Raw genomic sequence first — 19,026 nt, forward strand, 5'->3', positions numbered from 1 at the left:
CGTGGCCGGGCACCGGATGGCGGCCGTCGACGCGCAGTTCTACTGGATGTCGGCCAAAGTCCCCAACGACCAGTTCCTGCTGTATGCGTTCGATGGTGAACCCACCGATCTGGAACGTGCCGTCGCGCAGGTCTACCGTCGAGCCCGTGGGTGTCCGGGCTTAGGGATGCGAGTTCAGGACCGTGGTGCTCTGGCCTACCCGCAGTGGGTGCCCACACCCGTGCAACGTGACCAACTGGTCTGCCACGACCTGGCCGATCGCAGCTGGCAAGGTTGTCTGGCGGCCGTTGTCGGCCTCGCCGGCAAGCAGCTGGATATGCGCCGGATGCCCTGGCGGCTGCACGTGTTCACCCCGGTGCACGACGTTCCGGGCGTCAGCGGCCTCGGCACCGTCGCCGTCATGCAGTTCGCGCATGCGCTGGGCGACGGCGCGCGGGCTTCGGCGATGGCCGCGTGGCTGTTCGGCCGGCCGGCCGCGGTTCCCGAAATAGCCAGGTCGCGTGCGGGTTTCCTGCCGTGGCGGGCCGCCCATGCGGCCCGCGCTCATCTCCGACTGGTTCGTGATACCAATGCCGGGCTGGTAGCGCCAGGTGTCGGATCCCGGCCGCCGCTGTCCACGAATGCCCGCCCCGAAGGTGTCCGCGCGGTGCGCACCCTGCTGCGGCGGCGCTCGCAACTAGCCGGTCCCACGGTGACCGTCACGGTGCTCGCCGCGGTGTCCACCGGGCTGTTGGGTCTGCTTGGCGGGGATGTGGACACGCTAGGCGCCGAAGTACCCATGGCCAAACCGGGTGTGCCACGGTCATATAACCACTTCGGCAACGTTGTCGTTGGGCTGTACCCGCGGCTGGAGCCCGATGAGCGGGTGCGGCGGATCGCAACCGATTTGGCCAACGCCCGCCGTCGCTTTGAACATCCGGCGATGCTCTCCGCTGACCGGGCCTTTGCGGCGGTACCGGCGGCGCTGCTGCGTTGGGGCGTATCGCAGTTCGACGCTGAGGTGCGGCCGGTGCGGGTGGCCGGCAATACCGTGGTGTCCAGTGTTTATCGCGGGGCTGCCGATCTGAGCTTCGGGGACGCTCCGGTGGTGCTGACGGCCGGGTATCCGGCGCTGTCGCCGGCGATGGGTCTAACCCATGGCGTGCACGGCATCGGTGATACCGTCGCGATCAGTGTGCACGCGGCCGAGTCTGCGGTGTCTGACATCGACGCCTACATGCGGCTGCTGGACGCGGCTCTGCAGTGAAAACTACTGGGCATCACCGGATTTAGCCGCTTCGTCTCGTGTCAGCCCGACGGCCTGGATCAGCTCCTCGTGTAGTTCGAACCACACGGTGTGGTAGGAGTCGATGAGTGGGCGCGTCAGCCAGGCGATGTCGCCCGCTTTGACCTTGTCCAGCGCCGCACGCAATTTCACCGGGTACCTGCTCAACCGCGGCAGCTGCATGGCCACCGTACCGATGATCGGGCCCACCCGCCGGTGTACGCCATCGAGGCGGGACAGCACCGCGGCGTCGTATTCGGCGTCGTCGTGTGTGTTAGGCTTTTCGCCCTTGAGCTGCCAGTCGGTGACCAGCCTCTTGAAATCGGCGTTGACGGAACGGAAATCGCGGTAAGCGGCAGCCAGCACGGTCGAATCGGCCCGGTTGCGCTCCTCGGCAAGCAAGTCGTCGAGCCTCATCCGGCCGCTGGGACTGATCCGCAACGGCGTGGCGTCGACCAGGAGGCCGGCCGCGGTCAGCCTGTCGACGGTCGCGGCGACGTCGGCAAGGTCTTCACCCAAGGTCTGCGCCAGGTCGGTGGTGATCACCCGGCCCTTGAGCCGCACGGCCTGCAGTACCGTCAACTCGCTCATGAACTGATCCGTTGCGCGATGTCGGCCAGCTCGCGCAACTCCGGCGTGTCACTTTCCGACCAGGCAGACAATGCCAGAACGCCTTGGCGCACTTCGCCTTCATAGCCGTCGACGGTGATCTCCTTGCCGGCCAGTGCCGCCGCGACCCCGGGACCGCAACCCACCACGGCCACTCGACCGAGCTCGCGGCTAACCACCGCCGCATGACTGGCGGCACCCCCCACCTCGGTGACAATGCCTTGCGCGGCAAGCATGCCCATGACGTCCTCCGGTCTGGTGTGATCTCGCACCAAGATGACCGGCTCGCCCCGGTCCGCAGCGTCCAGCGCCTCGTCCACCTCGGTGTAGGCGGTCCCGGATACCACGCCCGGGCAAGCGGGCAGGCCCTTGGCCAAAAGCGGTGCGGCCAACCGTGTTTCCGGCTGCAGCGACGGCCGTAGCAAAGTCTCGATGTGCGTCGGAGTCACCCGGCGCAGTGTCTCGGTGTCGTCGATGAGTCCCTCGTGATGCAGTTGCAGCGCCAGTCGCACGGCGGCCTGCGCCGAGCGTTCCGCCCCGCGGGTCTGCAGCAGCCACAGCTGGCTGTCCTCCACGGTGAATTCGATCTCCTGGACGTCGCCTGCCATGCGCTCCAAACTGCGGGCGGCCGCCATCAGTTGGTCGTAGACGGCCGGCTGCTGGTCGCGCAGGGCGGTGATCGGTGCGACGGCGACCAATCCGGACACCACGTCGTCGCCTTGGCCGCCGGGTAGCCATTCGCCGAACGGTTCGTTGGCTCCGGTGATCGGGTTGCGTGAGGACAGCACCCCGGCGCCCGAGTTCGCGGTGAGGTTGCCGAATACCATCGCCTGCACCACCACCGCCGTACCGCCTTGGTCGTCGAGGCCGTGATGGTCGCGATAGGCAACGGCGCGAGGTGAGTTCCAGGAGGCGAATACCGCCTCGATGCTCGCGCGCAACTGGGCATACGGGTCGTCGGTAATGGGACCGGCGCTGCCGACGATGCGCCGATACATGCTGGTGAATCGCCGTCTGGTGTCGTGGGCGAAGTCGGCGGCACCCGGCCTGGCAAGTACTCGTTCGACCGCGTCGGTCATGCCCACGTCCAGAATCGTGTCCATCATGCCGGGCATCGACTGGGTGGCTCCCGAGCGCACGCTGACCAGCAGCGGATTCGGGCCACGGCCGAACGTGCACGAGGTTTCTGTTTCCAGCCAGCTCATCCGATCCAGCACGTCATCCCAGATCGCGGCGATCGTGGATTCGGGCGCGGCGAGATAGCGCACGCCCACCTCGGTGGTAATGCAGAATGCAGGCGGCACCGGCAGATGGTGCCGGCGCATCATGTCGATGCCGTGGCCTTTGTTGCCCAGGATCTCGCGTGGGTAGTTCGCGCCGCCGTCCAGCGCCACAACGGCGTTTTCGAGAGTTCCGTCGGGGCAACCATTGGCTCGGGTGATACGAGTCATGGGCACCCCTTGATGCTACTTATGGGCAACGCCAGACCGCCCACTGTGGGCCCACAGGGGGCGCCTTGGTCAGCGGTCGGACTACTCAGCTTGTGTCTGGTGTTGGGCCTTACCCATGCTGCGAGACAACGCCGGCTGCCGGTGATGGTGGCTGGCGGCGTGGACAGCGCACCGGCCCAACGGCTTGGTTCGACCGGCTCCCCCGCCTAACGCTACGGGTCGCCTTCGTCGTCTGCCAGGAGCTTTTCCGGGTGATGGAACGTATTGACTCGAGGTTGGCCGTGGTCGAGATGTGGCGGCGGTAGCCACTCGGTGTCGCCGTGGGCGTTCTTGCGGGTCGTCCAGCCACGTTCGGCTAACGGATGATGGCCACCGCAGCCGAGTGTCAGGTCATTGACGTCGGTGTTGCGGCACTGGGCGTACGGCGTGACATGATGGACTTCACAGTAATAGCCGGGCACGTCGCAACCAGGTGCGCTGCAGCCACTGTCCTTGGCGTACAACATAATTCGCTGCGCCGGGGAGGCCAGGCGCTTGGTGTGGTAGAGCGCCAGGGCCTTGCCTCGATCGAATATCGCGAGGTAGTGGTTTGCGTGGCGGGCCAGCCGGATCACATCCGATATGGGCAAGATCGTACCCCCGCCGGTGAGGCCCGCGCCGGCCGCGGCCTCCAAGTCCTTCAGCGTGGTGGTCACGATGATGCTGGCCGGTAATCCGTTGTGCTGGCCCAGATTGCCACTTGTCAACAAACTACGTAATCCGGCGTTGAGCGCGTCGTGGTTCCGCTGTGGGCAGCTGCGGGTGTCTCGCCGCGCCTGCTCCTTCGAGGGCGCGCCGTTCACACACGGTGCCTTCTGCTCGGGGTTGCACATACCCGGGGCGGCCAGCTTGGCCCACACCGCCTCGATAGTGGCGCGCAGCTCGGGGGTCACATATCCGCTGAGCCGCGACATCCCATCGACATCTTGCTTTCCTAACGTCAAGCCGCGGCGGCGGGCGCGGTCCTCGTCGGTGTAGTCGCCATCGGGGTTGAGGCAGTCCATGATCCGCGCGGCCAATTTGGCCAGCTGGTCGGGACGGTACTGGGTGGCCTGCTTAGCCAAGTCCCGTTCGGCCTTCTCCAGGGTCTTGAGGTCTACCCAGGATGGTAGGCGGTGCACGAAAGCACGGATTACTTCAACATGGCCGTCACCAATTAACCCGTGGCGCTGTGCCTTTGCGGTGGCGGTGAGTAGCGGTGGCAGCGGCTCGCCGGTCAGCGCACGGCGCTGGCCAAGGTCGGCGGCCTCGGCCACTCGCCGCTTGGCCTCGCTGCGGGTGATGCGCAACCGGTCGGCCAGCGTCAATCCCAGCTTGCCGCCCAGCTCCTCCTCGGTGGATTGTTCGCCGATCTGATTGATCAACGTGTGTTCGACGCTGGGCAGCTGGCGTCGCGCGGTCTCGCAGTGCTCCAGCAGCGCCAGGCGCTCCGGGGTGGTCAATGCGTCAAAGGTCAGCCCCAGCACGCGGGACAGCGCGGTAGCCAATGACGCGAAGGCCTCCGTGATCTCCTCCCGAGTGGAACACATGACTGAATGCTATGTGCAGGCACCGACAACAATGCTTGCCCAGAGCCTGCTGAAACCACAGTAATATAAGGGGTTTCGTTGTCTGCTGTGGCGTCGGGCGGTCAAACCGATTGCTCGGTCGACGAATAAGGCAAGCTGCTGCCCGCGTTCTCGTCGACCGCGACGCGACCACCGAGATAGGGGAACGCACGTTGGGCGCACGACGTTCGGTTGCAGATCTTGCAGCCCGCCCCGATCGGGACCTCCGTGCTCGGGTCGTCCAGGACGACACCGGTGGAGTAGACGAGTTTATGGGCGTGCGCGAGGTCGCAGCCCAGCCCGACCGCGAAGTTCTTGTGCGGGCCCAGATACCCGAGCCCGTCGGCAGCGGTGGTCTTGGCCACCCAGAAGTACGACCTGCCGTCGGGCATTTGCGCCACCTGGCGGACGATCCTCTCTGGCTGGGCGAACGCGTCGTGGACCACCCACAGCGGGCAGCTGCCGCCGACCCGGCTGAAGTGAAACGCCGTCGCGGACTGTCGCTTTGAGATGTTTCCGGCCTTGTCGGTGCGGACGAAGATGAACGGTATCCCTCGCTGCCGCGGGCGCTGCAGTGTGGAGAGCCGGTGGCAGACGGTTTCGAAGCCCACTCCGAACCGGCGGCCCAGCAGGTCGATGTCATAGCGTAACTGCTCTGCGGCACGGTGGAATTCGCGGTAGGGGAGCAGGAAGGCGCCGGCGAAGTAGTTGGCCAGTCCGATGCGCGCGACGCCGCGGGCTTCGGTGCTGAGCTGGTCATCGGTGGCCACGATCGACGAGATCAGGTCTGACTGGCCCACCAGCGCCAGTTGGGTGGCGATCTGGAAGGCGCGCTGTCCGGGCATCAGCCAGTGGGCGACCCGAAGGACCTTGGTGTCGGGGTGGTAGCGGCGCTTGGCGGTGTCGGGCAGATTGTCATCGATCACCACCGAGATGCCGAACCGGTCCCGCATCAGCTCGGCCAGCTGGATGTCCAATCCGCCGGTCCGCATCCCGCTTTCGGTAAACATCCGCTCCGCCGCCATGTCCAGGTCGTGGATGTAGTTGTTGCGGTCGTAGAAGAAGTCGCGGACCTCCTCGAACGGCATCGGCCGCGCGGGCGGTAGCTCGGTTTCGGCGGTCGCACGAGATCGGTAGCCCTCTAGTTCCTCGGTGGCGGCGCGCAACCGGCGGTGCACGGCAACCAGGCTGTGGCCGACCTCGGGCATCCGGGCGACGAATTCTTCGATCTGGGCGCCGCTGACCGCGTGCTCGACGCCGATGTCGGTGAAGACGTCGGACAGGTCGGCCACCAACCGTGCGTCGGAATCCGAGGAGAAATACTGCGCCGACAGGTCAAACCGCTCGGTAAGCAGAAGCAGCACGGGCACGGTGATGGGCCGCTGGTCATTCTCCAACTGGTTGACATAGCTTGTGGATAAGTCCAGGGCCTTGGCCAGCGCCACCTGGGTGAGCCCGCGCTCTTGACGTAACCGCCGCAGGCGGGCACCGGAAAACGTCCTCGAATACGTCCTAGCCACCGGTAAGACATTACTCCGCGTCATGTTCGCAAAATTTGCAAAATGTGCCGGGTCAGGACACAAAAGTACGCTTTTTCAGGGTCTTTTGTTGGTGTCCTGTGCTGCGTATGGTGCGGATTATGTTGATGCATGCGGTCCGGGCGTGGCGCAGCGCCGACGATTTCCCGTGCACCGAGCACATGGCCTACAAGATCGCCCAGGTGGCTGCCGATCCGGTTGACGTCGACCCGGAGGTAGCGGACATGGTGTGCAACCGCATCATCGACAACGCTGCGGTGAGCGCCGCATCAATGGTGCGCAGACCGGTCACCGTGGCCCGCCACCAGGCACTGGCGCATCCGGTGCGACACGGGGCGAAGGTATTTGGCGTCGAGGGCAGCTACTCGGCGGACTGGGCGGCCTGGGCCAACGGCGTCGCCGCGCGTGAACTTGACTTTCACGACACGTTTCTGGCCGCCGACTATTCGCACCCGGCGGACAACATACCCCCACTGGTGGCGGTCGCCCAGCAGCTCGGCGTGTGCGGCGCGGAGCTGATCCGCGGTCTGGTAACCGCCTATGAGATCCACATCGACCTAACCCGCGGAATCTGCTTGCACGAGCACAAGATCGACCATGTCGCCCACCTGGGCCCGGCGGTGGCCGCCGGCATCGGGACCATGCTGCGGCTCGACCAAGAGACCATCTACCACGCGATCGGCCAGGCCCTGCATCTGACCACCAGCACCCGTCAATCCCGCAAGGGCGCCATCTCCAGCTGGAAGGCGTTCGCGCCGGCGCATGCCGGCAAGGTCGGCATCGAGGCGGTCGATCGGGCGATGCGCGGCGAGGGCTCACCGGCTCCGATCTGGGAGGGCGAGGACGGGGTGATCGCCTGGCTGCTGGCCGGACCCGAGCACACCTACCGGGTGCCGTTGCCCGCACCTGGTGAACCCAAGCGCGCCATTCTGGACAGCTACACCAAGCAACACTCCGCGGAGTACCAGAGCCAGGCGCCGATCGACCTGGCCTGCCGGCTACGTGAGCGTATCGGCGATCTCGACCAGATCGCGTCGATCGTGCTGCACACCAGCCACCACACCCATGTAGTGATCGGAACGGGATCCGGCGATCCGCAGAAGTTCGACCCGGACGCGTCACGCGAAACCCTCGACCACTCGCTGCCCTACATCTTCGCCGTGGCACTGCAGGACGGCTGCTGGCACCACGAGCGCTCCTACGCGCCCGAGCGGGCGCGCCGTTCCGACACGGTGGCACTGTGGCACAAGATTTCCACCGTCGAGGATCCCGAGTGGACCCGCCGCTATCACTGCGCCGATCCGGCCAAAAAGGCGTTCGGGGCGCGCGCGGAGGTGACGCTGCACAGCGGTGAAGTGATCGTGGACGAACTGGCGGTGGCCGACGCCCATCCGCTGGGCACCCGGCCGTTCGAGCGCAAGCAGTACGTAGAGAAGTTCACCGAGCTCGCCGATGGTGTAGTGGAACCCGTTGAACAGCAACGGTTCCTGGCCGTAGTAGAGAGTCTCGCCGATCTCGAGAGCGGTGCCGTGGGTGGGCTGAACGTGTTGGTCGATCCGCGGGTGCTGGACAAAGCGCCGGTGATTCCACCAGGAATCTTTCGATGACCGGGCCGCTCGCGGCGGCCAGGTCCGTCGCTGCCACGAAATCGATGACCGCGCCCACCGTTGATGAGCGGCCCGACATCAAAAAGGGCCTCGCCGGCGTGGTGGTGGACACCACCGCCATCTCCAAGGTGGTGCCGCAGACCAATTCGTTGACCTACCGGGGATATCCGGTCCAGGATCTGGCAGCCCGCTGCAGTTTCGAGCAGGTCGCCTTCCTGCTGTGGCGTGGTGAGTTGCCCACCGATGCCGAGCTGGCGTTGTTCAGCCAGCGCGAACGAGCCAGCCGTCGGGTGGACCGCTCGATGCTGTCATTGCTGGCCAAGCTGCCGGACAACTGCCACCCGATGGACGTGGTGCGCACCGCGATCAGCTATCTCGGTGCCGAGGACCCGGACGAGGACGACGCCGCGGCCAACCGGGCCAAGGCGATGCGCATGATGGCGGTGTTGCCGACGATCGTGGCGATCGACATGCGGCGCCGACGCGGGTTGCCCCCGATCGCACCGCACAGCGGGCTCGGTTATGCGCAGAACTTCCTGCACATGTGCTTCGGGGAGGTACCCGAAACCGCCGTCGTGTCGGCGTTCGAGCAGTCGATGATCCTCTACGCCGAGCACGGATTCAACGCGTCGACGTTCGCCGCCCGGGTGGTGACCTCGACCCAATCCGACATCTACAGCGCGGTGACCGGCGCGATCGGCGCCCTCAAGGGGCGGCTACACGGCGGCGCCAACGAAGCCGTCATGCACGACATGATCGAGATCGGCGATCCGGCCAACGCGCGGGAGTGGTTGCGCGCCAAGCTCGCCCGCAAGGAAAAGATCATGGGCTTCGGGCATCGGGTGTACCGGCACGGCGACTCCCGGGTGCCGACCATGAAACGGGCGCTGGAGCGCGTGGGGACCGTTCGCGACGGCCAGCGATGGCTGGACATCTACCAGGTGTTAGCGGCCGAGATGGCGTCGGCCACCGGGATCTTGCCCAACCTCGATTTTCCGACCGGGCCCGCGTACTACCTGATGGGATTCGACATCGCCAGCTTCACCCCGATCTTCGTGATGAGTAGGATCACCGGCTGGACCGCACACATCATGGAACAGGCCACGGCCAACGCGCTGATCCGGCCGCTGAGCGCATATTGCGGGCACGAGCAGCGGGTGTTACCGGGCACCTTCTAGTCTTATGGGCCATGGGATTTCTCCAGCCCCGACTTCCCGACATCGACCTGGCCGAATGGAGCCAGGGCTCCCGCAGCCAGAAGATCCGGCCGATGGCCCAGCATTGGGCCGAGGTGGGTTTTGGCACTCCGGTGCTGCTGCACCTGTTTTACGTCGCCAAGATCCTGTTGTACGTCCTTGTCGGCTGGCTGATCGTGTTGACCACCAAGGGGATTGATGGATTCACCGATGCGGCAGCGTGGTACGCCGAGCCGATCGTGTTCGAGAAGGTCGTGCTCTACACCATGCTGTTCGAGGTGATAGGGCTGGGCTGCGGCTTTGGGCCGCTGAACAACCGATTCTTCCCGCCGATGGGCTCGATCCTGTACTGGATGAGGTTCGGCACCATCCGGCTGCCGCCGTGGCCGGATCGAGTGCCGTGGACCCGCGGCACCAAGCGCAAGCCGGTGGACGTTGCCCTCTACGCACTGCTGGTGATGATGTTGCTGTCGGCGCTGTTCACCGATGGCGCCGGCCCCATACCGGAGCTGGGCACCACGGTCGGGCTGCTGCCCGCCTGGCAGATCGTGCTGATCCTGCTGCTTCTCGGTGTGCTGGGCCTGCGCGACAAGGTGATCTTCCTGGCCGCCCGCGGCGAGGTCTACGCGACGCTGACGGTGACGTTTTTGTTCGGCCGCTTGAACGGTATAGACATGATCGTGGCCGCCAAACTGGTGTTCCTGGTGATCTGGATCGGTGCGGCGACATCGAAACTCAACCGGCACTTCCCTTTTGTGATCTCCACGATGATGTCCAACAACCCGCTGTTTCGGCCGCGGTTCATCAAGCGGATGTTTTTCAAGAAGTTCCCCGGCGACCTGCGGCCCGGGCTGTTGTCGCGGATTGTCGCCCACGTCAGCACTGTTATCGAGATGTGTGTGCCCGTGGTGTTGTTCGTTGCGCACGGCGGCTGGCCGACGGTGGTGGCCGCGACGATCATGGTCTGCTTTCACCTGGGGATTCTGACGGCCATCCCGATGGGGGTGCCGCTGGAGTGGAACGTGTTCATGATCTTCGGCGTCCTGTCGCTGTTCGTCGGCCACGCCTGCCTCGGGTTAGCGGACGTGAAAAACCCGGTGCCGCTGGCGATCCTGATCGCCGTTGTCGCGGGAATCGTCATTGCGGGCAACGTGTTTCCCCGCAAGATCTCGTTTCTAGCCGCCATGCGCTATTACGCCGGCAACTGGGATACCACGCTGTGGTGCATCAAGCCCTCCGCGGAGGACAAGATCAACCGGGGCATCGTCGCGATCGCCAGCATGCCGGCCGCTCAGCTGGAGCGCTTCTACGGCAAGGACCGAGCCCAGATCCCGATGTATCTGGGATACGCGTTTCGTGCGATGAACTCCCATGGCAGGGCGCTATTTACGCTGGCGCATCGGGCGATGGCCGGCCATGACGAAGACGACTACGTCATCACCGACGGCGAACGGGTCTGCAGCACTGCCGTCGGCTGGAACTTCGGCGACGGCCACCTGCACAACGAGCAACTGATCGCGGCGATGCAACAGCGGTGCGGCTTCCAACCCGGTGAGGTGCGGGTGGTGCTGCTCGACGCGCAGCCCATCCATCGGCAAACCCAGGAGTACCGGTTGGTAGACGCGGCGACCGGGGAGTTCGAGCGCGGCTATGTCCGGGTGGCCGACATGGTGAACCGGCAGCCCTGGGACGACGACGTGCCGGTCCACGTGCTGCCGGGCTAGCTGCTCGTCAGCTAGCCCGCGCGCACCTCCCGGGCGGCGGCGACCATGTTGTGCAGCGACGCGGTCACCTCGTCGACATTGCGGGTCTTCAGTCCGCAGTCGGGGTTGACCCACAGCCGCTCGGCCGGCACCGCGCGCAACGCGGCCCGCAACGAGTCGGCCATCTCCTCAGCGGAGGGCACCCGTGGCGAGTGAATGTCATAGACGCCCGGGCCCACACCGTTGGCGAAGCCGATCGCGTTCAGGTCGTCGAGCACCTCCATGTGTGACCGGGCCGCCTCGATGGACGTGACGTCCGCGTCCAGATCGGCGATCGCGCCGATCACCTCGCCGAACTCCGAGTAGCACAGATGCGTGTGGATCTGGGTGGCGTCCGAGACGCCGGAGGTGGCCAACCGGAAAGCCCCTACCGCCCAACGCAAGTACTCGGCCTGGTCGGCGCGACGCAGCGGCAGCAGTTCACGCAGCGCAGGCTCGTCGACCTGGATGACCGCGATGCCGGCGGACTGCAAATCCACGGTCTCGTCGCGAATCGCCAGCGCCACCTGGTTGGCGGTATCGGCCAACGGCTGGTCGTCACGCACGAACGACCACGCCAGAATCGTCACCGGCCCGGTCAACATGCCCTTCACCGGTTTGTCGGTCAGCGACTGCGCGTAGGTGATCCACTCGACCGTCATCGCCCGCGGCCGGGACACGTCGCCGTACAGGATCGGCGGACGCACACAGCGGCTGCCGTAGGACTGCACCCAGCCGTTCTGGGTAGCGAAGAAACCCGCCAATTGCTCGGCGAAGTACTGCACCATGTCGTTGCGCTCCGGTTCGCCGTGCACCAGCACGTCGAGCCCGAGCCGCTCCTGTAGCGCGATCACCTCGGTGATCTCTTGCCGCATCCGGCGCACGTACTCGGCCTCGTCGATCTCACCGGCCCGCAGCGCCGCACGCGCAACGCGGATCGCCGAGGTCTGCGGGTAGGAGCCGATCGTCGTGGTCGGCAGCGGCGGCAGGTGCAGTCGCGCGTCTTGGCTGGCGCGGCGCTGGGCGGCATTGCCGCGGTGGGCTCCGGACGCGACGATCGCCTCGATGCGCGCCCGGATTTGCCCATTGTGTAACCGCGGGTCGCGCTTGCGGGACGCGATGGCGGCGCGGGACGACGCGATCTCGTCGGCGACCGCGTCGTGTCCGTCGCGCAGGGCACGCGCGAGAACGACGACTTCGCGCACCTTTTCGGCACCGAACGCCAGCCAGCTCCGCAACGCGTCATCCAGGTCGGTTTCCGGTTCCAGCGAGTACGGCACGTGCAGTGTCGAGCACGACGTCGAGACGGCCACGGTAGCCGCCGAACCCAGCAGGGTCGCCAACGTGCCCAACGCCGCCTCCAGGTCGGTGCGCCAGACGTTGCGCCCGTCGACGACCCCGGCCACCAGCGTCTTGCCGGCCAGCTCGGGTACCCCGGCCACCGAGGTGTCGGCACCGGCCACCAGGTCGACGCCGATGGCTTCGACCGGGGTGCGAGCCAGCGCCGGTAGGGCCGCGCCCGGGTCCCCGAAGTAGGTGGCGACATAGATCGCAGGCCGGTTGCTCACCGAGCACAGCGCGGTGTACACCGCTTCAGCCAGGGCGGGCGCGTCGGGGGAGAGGTCGGTCACCAGCGCCGGCTCGTCGAACTGCACCCACTGGGCGCCGCCGTCGGCAAGCAGCGACAGCAGCTCCGAATAGACCGGAACCAACTCTTCGAGGCGTTCGATCGGCGCCCCCGCGCCGTCGACGGCCTTGCTCAGCAGCAGGAAGGTGATCGGCCCGATGATCACCGGACGTGCGGGAATGCCTTGCCCTAACGCCTCTTTGAGTTCGGCGAGCACCTTGCCGGGGTGCAGCGTGAACGTGGTCGACGGCCCGATCTCGGGTACCAGGTAGTGGTAGTTGGTGTCGAACCACTTCGTCATCTCCAGCGGCGCGATCTGGTCGGTGCCCCGCGCCGCGGCGAAATAGCGGTCCAGCCCGTCGGAAACCGGGCTCACTCGGGGCGGCAGCGCGCCGAGCAGCACCGCGGTATCGAGCATTTGGTCGTAGTAGGAGAAGGTGTTCACCGGCACCGAGTCCAGACCGGCCGCGGCCAGGGCCGACCAGGTGTCGCGGCGTAACGTGGCGGCGACGGCCTCCAGCTCGGATCGGCTGGTACGTCCGGCCCAGTAGCCTTCGGTGGCGCGCTTGAGTTCGCGGCGCGGGCCGATGCGCGGGGAGCCGGTGATGGTTGCGGTAAAGGGTTGACGACGTACAGGCTGGGTCACGTGCTGTCCTTCGATCGACGGGTGGTTCACCGCCCGCGGACGCGCAGCCGATCCGATTGAGGTGCACACCGATGCACCCGGCAACAGGCACGGCCAAACGCCCATTCCACGAGGCGATGAGCCGCCGGGCGCGGCGCGTCCGGCACGGCTGGCAGGTCTTCGGACTCGCAGGCTCGCACCCGGTGGGTGCTCCTACTGGCCGTCGCTTCCCAGTCGTTGAGACCAGTGCTTGTCTACTTCCAAGACGGCGGTCGTTCCTGCATACCGCTGCGGGACAGTCCCGGATTCTCACCAGGTTCCCTCTCGCGAAGCATCGTTGCCCCGCTCGATGCCGACGCCCTTTCGGACGCCAGCAGACCAGCTGCGTGGTCAAGGCTACTCCGGTGACATCGGCCGGCATGGCCCGGCCGGCGGCAAAATCGCTCGGCGCCGGATGTCCTCATCGGGCCCGCCGCGATCGTCATGTGGGTGAGATTCGGGATAGGCCCGGACCATGATGGGTCAACAGGCCGCAATACGCCGCACTCACCTGCACCAGAGACGTCGACTGGTCGGCCCCCGAGCAGGCCGCTGACATGGCCGCCTACCAGAAGTTCGGGCAGGAGCACGCCGCCGCGATCCGTGGCGGCGCCGTGCTGCACCCGACGGCCACCGCCACGACGGTCCGGGTAACCGGCGCCCGCGGCGGCGACGTCGTCACCGGCGACGGTCCGTACGAGGCGGCCGACCTGGACGAGCAAGGGCCATTCCCGATGGAGACGGTCTACCTGTGGGAGGACGGCCCGAACGGTACGACGAGGATGACGCTGTAAAACCGTGGTGAGCCTTCCCGCTTCGCGGGAATCGCCGCACCCGCCATGACGGTGGCGGTCAGGCGGGCCAATGCGAAGGATCTCGCGCGGCGCAGGCTGCTGGAATCCGGGGGCTAACCGTCGAAGAACCCGGACTGGTCATTACCGGCGTTGAACCCGCCTGAGCTGTTGTCGCCGGAGTTGGCCACCCCGGAGGTGGTGGTGAAGGCGGCGTTGGTGGCCGAGTTTCCGATGCCGGTGTTGTTGAAGCCGGTGTTGAACAGGCCCGTGTTAAAGCCGGTTCCCGAGTTGCTGATGCCCACGTGCTGGCCGCCGCCGGAATTGAGCAGACCCGAGTGACCGATGAAGAAGGCGCCGGTGTTGGTGTTCTGGAAGCCGGAGTTCGCGTCGCCGGAGTTATTGAAGCCCGAGTTGCCGGTGCCGATGTTGCCGAAGCCGGAGTTCATCACCGGTTGGTCCACCGGGCTGCCGAACCCGGTGTTCAGGTCTCCGGAGTGGAAGCCGCCAGTGTTGATATCGCCCGAGTTGGCCCAGCCGGTATTGAAGTCGCCCGAGTTCAAGTCTCCGGTATTCAAGGTGCCCGAGTTGAAGCTGCCCGTGTTGTAGGCACCCGAGTTGCCGACACCCATGTTCTCAAATCCCGAGTTGCCGAACCCGAAGTTGTTGTTGCCTGCGTTCCCGAAACCGAAGTTGCCGCTGCCCGCGTTCCCGAAGCCGGTGTTGGTGAAGCCCGCGTTCCCGAAACCGGTGTTGGTGTCACCGGAGTTGAAGAAGCCGAAGTTGCTGTCGCCGGAGTTGAAGAAGCCGATGTTGTTGTTGCCGGAGTTGAACAAGCCGATGTTGTTGTTCCCGGAGTTGCCGAAGCCGAGGTTGCCGATGCCGGAGTTCAGTGCGCCGATGCCGATCATGTTGTCGCCGGTGAGCCCGATACCGATGTTGTTGTTGCCGAGATTCGCAATGCCCAGGTTGTTGTTGCCGAGATTCGCAATGCCCAGGTTGTTGTTGCCGAGATTCGCAAAGCCCACGTTGGGAGAGCCGTGATTTGCGCTGCCCACGTTGAAGGAACCGGCGTTGGCGGTGCCGAAGTTGAAGCTGCCGACGTTCCCGCTGCCCCGGTTGCCATCGCCGATATTCCCCAGGCCGAAGTTACCGTTGCCGTCGTTGCCGCTGCCCAGGTTGAGGTTGCCGAGGTTCCCGCTACCGAAGTTGGTGTTGGCGGTGTTGCCGCTGCCAAAGTTGAAGAAACCGGTATTGCCGCTGCCCAGGTTGGCCTGGCCCGTGTTTCCGCTGCCTAGGTTTGCGTTGCCGGTATTGCCGTTGCCTAGGTTGTAGTCGCCGATGTTGCCGATGCTGAAGATGTTGCCGATGCCGGTGTTGCCGATACCCAATGCCGGGATGGCCAGGGCAGCGGGGCCGGAGGCCAGTGCGGGCGCCGTCGGGTTGGGCAGGGCGCGCACCGCCTGTGCCCACGGGGCCAGCTGGGCGGCCACCGCCGAGGCCCCGCTGTGGTAGCTCACCATGGCCGCGACATCGGCGGCCCACAATTGTTCGTAGGCTGCCTCGGTCGCCGCGATCGCCGGGGCGTTTTGGCCGAACAGGTTTGATAGCACCAGCGACACCAGCTGGTGGCGGTTGGCGGCGACCAGCAGTGGATCCACGGTGGCCGCCCGCGCGGCTTCATACACCGCCGCGGCCGCCTTGGCCTGTGCGGCCGCGCTTAGCGCGCGTGTTGCTGCCGTGCTTAGCCAGCTGGCATAGGGGGCTGCCGCGGCGGCCATCGCCGTCGCCGCCGGACCTTGCCAGGCGGTGTCGGCCAGCGCTGCGGTGGCCGACGAAAACGAGTTCGCCGCTTGGCCTAACTCGGCGGCCAGCCCGTCCCAGGCCGCCGCGGCGGCCAGCGTCGGGCCTGAGCCCGCACCGGCAAACATCAACGCGGAATTGACCTCGGGAGGCAACACCAGAAAACTCATCACGCCATCCCTTCCGCAGCTGGACGTGCCCGGGCCATCCCCTCCCGTGACCACAAACCTCCGCTGGCTGAATACGCACAGCCCGATCCTCCCGGCGCGAAGCAGCGCCGCGGTCCCGCCTGCTTGACCCCAGATTCCATGGCGCGCCTCCCACCACCAACACTGGGCCGATCGCTCGACACCTCATGCAGCTTGGCAATCAAAACACTATGAGATTCGCAGGGCGGCCTCAGCGTTTTCGCCAAAGCGCTTACCCCCTGTTCAACCCCAACAGCGCGATCGCGCTTGGCCACCCATTCGGCGGCTCGGGGGCACGGTTGATGACTACAGTGCTACACCACATGCCGGACAAGGGAATTCGCTACGGCTTACAGACGATGTGCGAGGGCCGCGGCCAAGCCAATGCCACCATTGTGGAGTTGCTGTGACAGCGACCGATAGCCAGCCGGCGGCGTTGTCGAGTACCGCGACAATGTCATGGTCATTACGATCAATCGGCCGGAAGCCCGCAATGCGGTCAATGGTGCCGTCAGCATCGTGGTTGGAGACGCGCTGGAAGAAGCGCACGACAACCCCGATGTGCGGGCCGTGGTGATCACCGGCGCCGGCGACAAGTCGCTTTGCGCCGGTGCCGACCTCAAGGCGATCGCACGCCGGGAGAACCCGTACCACCCGCATCACGGCGAGTGGGGCATCGCCGGTTACAGGCACCATTTCATCGACAAGCCGACCAGCGCCGCGGTCAGTGGCACGGCCTTGGACGACGGTGCCGAGCCAGCGCTGGCCAGCGACCTGGTGGTGGCCGACGAGCACACCTAATTCGGGTTTGCCGGAGGTCAAACGCGGGCTGATCGCCGCCGCCGGGGGTGTACCGGTGAGCCGCTGACCGCATCCGACGACTGGGAGTGGGGCCTGATCAACCGGGTCGTCAAGGAGGGTTCGGTCGTCGAGGCCGCCCTCACCTGGCCGTGCGGGTGACCGTCAACGCGTCGCTGTCGGTGCAGGCCAGCAAGCGGATCGCCTGTGGTGTCGATGACGGGGTCGTCGTCGACGAAGGGACTCCGCACCCAGCGCGAGATGGGTTCCCTGATGAGATCGCAGGACCTCGGGCGTTCGCCGAGAAACAGGAACCGGTGTGGCGGGCCCGCTGCATCGTCTCGGCGCCTTGGATGGGCTTGGCGGGCGTACCGTCAGCCAGCACTGTCGCATTGCCAACGTTTGTGGGACTTATCCCGATGCCGGGGCGCAGTGTCGCGCTGAGGTGGGCACAACGAGCATCCTTCCCGGGAGAACCAATGTGGCGGATGTGACAACGCGCCGACAACACCAGATCCTGGGCTGTCTCAGTACGCCAGGATGTTCACCCCGTACCGGAATGCCGTGGGCAGAAGTGCGCACAGCGGCACGATGGCACGGCGTGCCGCGCGTGGCGTACTGGCCAGCACCAACCCGCGGGTGACTAGCCGGTAATCACGAGTGATCCGGTGCCACGCGGCCTCATACGACGCCGGTGTGTCGTCGACGATGGCGCTCACCGCCGCGGCGGCCTGCTTGACGGCAAGGCTGATGCCTTCGCCGGTTAGGGCATCTTCGTACCCGGCCGCGTCACCGACCAAAAGCACCCGCCCCGCGACGCGCCGGGAGACCACCTGGCGCAAGGGACCGCAGCCACGTGCGTGTCCGCGGCTCGCGTCTTGCAGATGGTGTGCAAGGCTGGGAAACCAGGCAAGTTCGGGTCGTTGGCGGGACAAGATCGCGACGCCGACCAGATCCGGTTCCACCGGAGTCACATAAGCCTCACCCCAACGGGACCAATGCACTTCGACGACGTCCGACCACACCGGCAGCCGGTAATGCCAGCGCACCCCGTATCGCCGTGGTGTCCCGGCGGTGGCTTTGATCCCGACGGCGCGCCGGACGGCCGAATGCAGTCCATCGGCTGCCACCAACCATTTCGCGCGAACGCCGGCGGCGGTCACACCATGTGCGTCTTGCTGAATAGTGGCTACCCGCGACCGGATCCATTCAGTGTCTTGCTCTTTGGCTCGTGCCGCCAGTGCCGCATGCAGCGTGGTGCGTCGCACGCCCCGCCCCGGCCCGGTGCGAAACCGCGCCTGCACCCGACGATGTTCACCAACGTAGGCAATCCCATGAAAGGGCAGACCGACCGGGTCCACGCCTAGCGAGGTCAATTCGGCCAGGCCACCGGGCATCAGCCCCTCGCCGCACGCCTTGTCGATGGGATTCTCGCGAGGCTCGGCCACGATCACCGAAAGTCCACGCGCGCGTGCGTGCAATGCCGTGGCGAGTCCGCCGGGGCCGCCGCCGACGACCAACAGGTCGGTGTCGTAGCTGGTCATATGTAGCCCAGAACGGAGTTCTCCACCCGCAGACGAACGGTCAGCAAGGTCGCATTGGCCAGGGTGAAAACCAGTGCGGTCAACCACGCCGTGTGCACCAGTGGCAACGCGAACCCTTCGGCCACCACCGCAACATAATTCGGATGCCGCATCCACCGGTAGGGGCCCCGCCGCACCAACGTGGCGTGCGGCAACACGATTACCCGGGTGTTCCACCGCTTGCCCAGCGATTTGACGCACCACCAGCGCAGGCCCTGGCTTGCCACCACTACGGCCAGCATCGGCCAGCCGAGCCACGGTATGAAAGGCCGGTGCAAGGCCCACGGTTCGACGACGCAGCCCAGCAGTAGGGCGGTGTGCAGGATAACCATCACCACATAGTGTGGGCGGCCAAACTCTTTGCCGCCCTGCGCGAAAGACCACCGCGCGTTACGCTGGGCCACCACCAGCTCCGCCAGCCGTTCGAAGACGACCGCCAGGATCAGCAGGTAGTACACGGCCCTACCACCTAAGAAGCACCGACTCGGAGGAAAAACCCGGGCCTATGCACACTATCCTGGCGGGACCGGCGATGCAGCCCAGCCCGAACGGTGGAATAGCTCCCCCTGCGATCGACTC

At 66.0% G+C, this 19,026-nt stretch carries 13 protein-coding genes, 2 pseudogenes and 1 riboswitch; of the genes and pseudogenes, 7 read left to right on the forward strand and 8 right to left on the reverse strand.

The features are described from left to right. The first annotated feature begins 1 nt into the window (after position 1). Complete coding sequence (locus FF952_RS06000; RefSeq protein WP_003901095.1) at positions 2-1,246, forward strand: WS/DGAT domain-containing protein; 1,245 nt, start codon at positions 2-4, stop codon at positions 1,244-1,246. A gap of 3 nt (positions 1,247-1,249) precedes the next feature. On the opposite strand, the gene FF952_RS06005 is transcribed toward FF952_RS06000, so the two are convergent. The 4 genes from FF952_RS06005 to FF952_RS06020 form a co-directional block, all read right to left on the reverse strand. Next, a complete protein-coding gene (locus FF952_RS06005; RefSeq protein ID WP_003405892.1) occupies positions 1,250-1,855 on the reverse strand; it encodes a hypothetical protein in 606 nt (201 codons plus the stop codon). Then, positions 1,852-3,324 (reverse strand): pyruvate, phosphate dikinase, encoded by a 1,473-nt coding sequence (locus FF952_RS06010; protein WP_003903329.1) that lies wholly within the window; start codon positions 3,322-3,324, stop codon positions 1,852-1,854. The genes FF952_RS06005 and FF952_RS06010 overlap by 4 nt, the downstream gene beginning before the upstream one ends. Positions 3,325-3,536: 212 nt before the next feature. Further along, the gene (locus FF952_RS06015; RefSeq protein WP_003405897.1) at positions 3,537-4,892 is read right to left on the reverse strand and encodes an HNH endonuclease signature motif containing protein; all 1,356 of its coding nucleotides are present in this window, start codon (positions 4,890-4,892) and stop codon (positions 3,537-3,539) included. Between the two features lie 101 nt (positions 4,893-4,993). Continuing rightward, entirely contained in the window at positions 4,994-6,454 is a 1,461-nt protein-coding gene (locus FF952_RS06020; protein ID WP_003405904.1) for a short-chain fatty acyl-CoA regulator family protein, read from the reverse strand. Positions 6,455-6,549: 95 nt separating this feature from the next. Here FF952_RS06020 and prpD point away from each other — a divergent pair, with 95 nt between their 5' ends. Genes prpD through FF952_RS06035 form a run of 3 tightly spaced genes read left to right on the forward strand, consistent with a single transcriptional unit; the run spans position 6,550 to position 10,975 of the window. Next, positions 6,550-8,055 carry a 2-methylcitrate dehydratase PrpD gene (gene prpD, locus FF952_RS06025; protein WP_003405907.1) on the forward strand — a complete coding sequence of 502 codons (1,506 nt, stop codon included), beginning with the start codon at positions 6,550-6,552 and terminating at the stop codon, positions 8,053-8,055. Then, positions 8,052-9,233: a bifunctional 2-methylcitrate synthase/citrate synthase gene (locus tag FF952_RS06030; RefSeq protein WP_003405909.1), complete on the forward strand. Its 1,182-nt coding sequence runs from the start codon at positions 8,052-8,054 to the stop codon at positions 9,231-9,233. The genes prpD and FF952_RS06030 overlap by 4 nt, the downstream gene beginning before the upstream one ends. Before the next feature lie 11 nt (positions 9,234-9,244). Beyond that, complete coding sequence (locus FF952_RS06035) at positions 9,245-10,975, forward strand: DUF3556 domain-containing protein (RefSeq protein WP_003405912.1); 1,731 nt, start codon at positions 9,245-9,247, stop codon at positions 10,973-10,975. A gap of 11 nt (positions 10,976-10,986) precedes the next feature. Here the strand turns inward: FF952_RS06035 and metE are convergent, their stop codons facing one another. Next, a complete protein-coding gene (gene metE, locus FF952_RS06040) occupies positions 10,987-13,266 on the reverse strand; it encodes a 5-methyltetrahydropteroyltriglutamate--homocysteine S-methyltransferase (RefSeq protein WP_003405914.1) in 2,280 nt (759 codons plus the stop codon). A gap of 133 nt (positions 13,267-13,399) precedes the next feature. Continuing rightward, positions 13,400-13,635, reverse strand: a riboswitch (cobalamin riboswitch). A 206-nt stretch (positions 13,636-13,841) separates the two neighbouring features. Here metE and FF952_RS06045 point away from each other — a divergent pair. After that, positions 13,842-14,078 carry a hypothetical protein gene (locus tag FF952_RS06045; protein ID WP_003405917.1) on the forward strand — a complete coding sequence of 79 codons (237 nt, stop codon included), beginning with the start codon at positions 13,842-13,844 and terminating at the stop codon, positions 14,076-14,078. Between the two features lie 113 nt (positions 14,079-14,191). On the opposite strand, the gene FF952_RS20720 is transcribed toward FF952_RS06045, so the two are convergent. Beyond that, positions 14,192-16,048, reverse strand: a complete 1,857-nt coding sequence (locus FF952_RS20720) for a PPE family protein (RefSeq protein ID WP_003405919.1) — start codon at positions 16,046-16,048, stop codon at positions 14,192-14,194. A 263-nt stretch (positions 16,049-16,311) separates the two neighbouring features. Here FF952_RS20720 and FF952_RS06065 point away from each other — a divergent pair. After that, positions 16,312-16,476: pseudogene (locus tag FF952_RS06065) on the forward strand (acetyl-CoA acetyltransferase); the annotation flags it as partial. A 49-nt stretch (positions 16,477-16,525) separates the two neighbouring features. Further along, a pseudogene (locus FF952_RS06070) lies at positions 16,526-17,196 on the forward strand (enoyl-CoA hydratase-related protein); the annotation flags it as partial. Between the two features lie 195 nt (positions 17,197-17,391). On the opposite strand, the gene FF952_RS06075 reads toward FF952_RS06070, so the two are convergent. Together FF952_RS06075 and FF952_RS06080 are read right to left on the reverse strand one after the other, a co-directional pair. Further along, the gene (locus FF952_RS06075; RefSeq protein ID WP_031656788.1) at positions 17,392-18,408 is read right to left on the reverse strand and encodes an NAD(P)/FAD-dependent oxidoreductase; all 1,017 of its coding nucleotides are present in this window, start codon (positions 18,406-18,408) and stop codon (positions 17,392-17,394) included. Continuing rightward, positions 18,405-18,905 carry an isoprenylcysteine carboxyl methyltransferase family protein gene (locus FF952_RS06080; RefSeq protein ID WP_003405935.1) on the reverse strand — a complete coding sequence of 167 codons (501 nt, stop codon included), beginning with the start codon at positions 18,903-18,905 and terminating at the stop codon, positions 18,405-18,407. Before FF952_RS06080 ends, FF952_RS06075 begins: the two co-directional genes overlap by 4 nt. Positions 18,906-19,026: the final 121 nt, after the last annotated feature.

The organism is Mycobacterium tuberculosis complex sp. N0072 (assembly GCF_030323725.1).
GTDB classification, from domain to species: domain Bacteria; phylum Actinomycetota; class Actinomycetes; order Mycobacteriales; family Mycobacteriaceae; genus Mycobacterium; species Mycobacterium tuberculosis.